Below are 1,288 nucleotides of genomic sequence, written 5' to 3'. Positions count from 1 at the left end.
CTAGGGCCTGTCTGACAAATGATCAACGAGCGGGTGCATGCTCGGTCCAACTACCTTGCCGTCCTGACGGCAGCCAGTGATTCTGGGCAGGTGCCAGGACAGGGGAAGAGAAGGCGGCGGCAAGAGGACGCGCGGCAGCGGCTTGCTGCCCGCACTGCGCCGGATGCGGGACAGTGGGAAGTGGTCGTTGAGACTCAGGACCAGGCGGAGATGCGTACGCGTTTGCGCCGTCTTCGGGAGGCAGGAGTCGATGGGGAGATGATCCGGATCGATACGCTGTGCGGGCGCCTTGCGCTGCCGGCCACCTACCGGCTGAGCCGTTTCGTGCCGGACCCCGCGCGGGAGTCCGAGCCCGAGCACTCTGATCATTGATCTTGTGGCAGGTCGAGGTGAGCTGACGGATGCGGCGTGGGAGCGAATAGAGCCCCTGTTGCCGCGGGTGGATGGGCGTGGTCGACCATGGCGTGATCACCGGCAGGTGGTTAACGGAGTGCTGTGGCGGCTGCGGGCGGGGGCTCCGTGGCGTGATCTGCCCGAGCGGTACGGACCCTGGCAGACCGTCTACGAGCGGTTCGCACGCTGGGAAGCGGACGGGACCTGGGCGAAGTTGCTGGAACACGTTCAGGTCCGCGACGACGCGGTGGGCCGGGTGGAATGGACCGTCTCCGTCGACTCCACGATCAACCGGGCCCACCAGCACGCAGCCGGCGCCCGCAAAAAGGGGCTGCAGACGGGGATGAACTGGAAGATCCGGGCCGCTCGCAGGCGCGTCAGGCCCTCGGCCGGTCCCGGGGCGGGCTGACCACGAAGGTCCACCTTGCCGTCGACGGCCGGGGTCTCCCGCTGTCCATCGTGCTCACGCCCGGCAACGTCAATGACGCCACCGCCTTCGCCCAGGTCCTCAACAGCATCCGCATCCCGCGCGCCGTTACGGGCCGACCTCGCACGACACCGGCACGGGTCCTGGGCGACAAAGCGTATTCCAGCTGGGCGATACGCCACATGCTGCGGCGCCGGGGCATCGTTGCCACGATCCCCGAACGCCGCGACCAGATTGCCAACCGCCGACGGCGCGGAACCCAGGGTGGTCGCCCACCCGCCTTCGACAAGGACATCTACCGCAACCGCAACGTGGTCGAGCGATGCTTCGCCCGTCTCAAGCAGTTCCGTGCGATCGCGACAAGGTTCGACAAGCTCGCCGCTCGCTACCGGGCTGGAATCGTCGTGGCAGCCCTGGTCCTGTGGCTCCGCGAACCCACCGGGTGATCATTTGTCAGACAGGCCCTAG

General features: G+C 67.5%; 1 pseudogene. It reads left to right on the top strand.

Features of this window, described 5'->3' with window-relative positions:
* Nucleotides 1-376: 376 nt before the first annotated feature.
* Nucleotides 377-1,288, top strand: a pseudogene (locus GA0115259_RS20170) (IS5 family transposase).

This window comes from Streptomyces sp. MnatMP-M17, from assembly GCF_900091995.1.
Lineage (GTDB): Bacteria > Actinomycetota > Actinomycetes > Streptomycetales > Streptomycetaceae > Streptomyces.
Note: the sequence above shows the minus strand (reverse complement) of the source record. Positions and strands in the feature narration are given on the sequence as shown.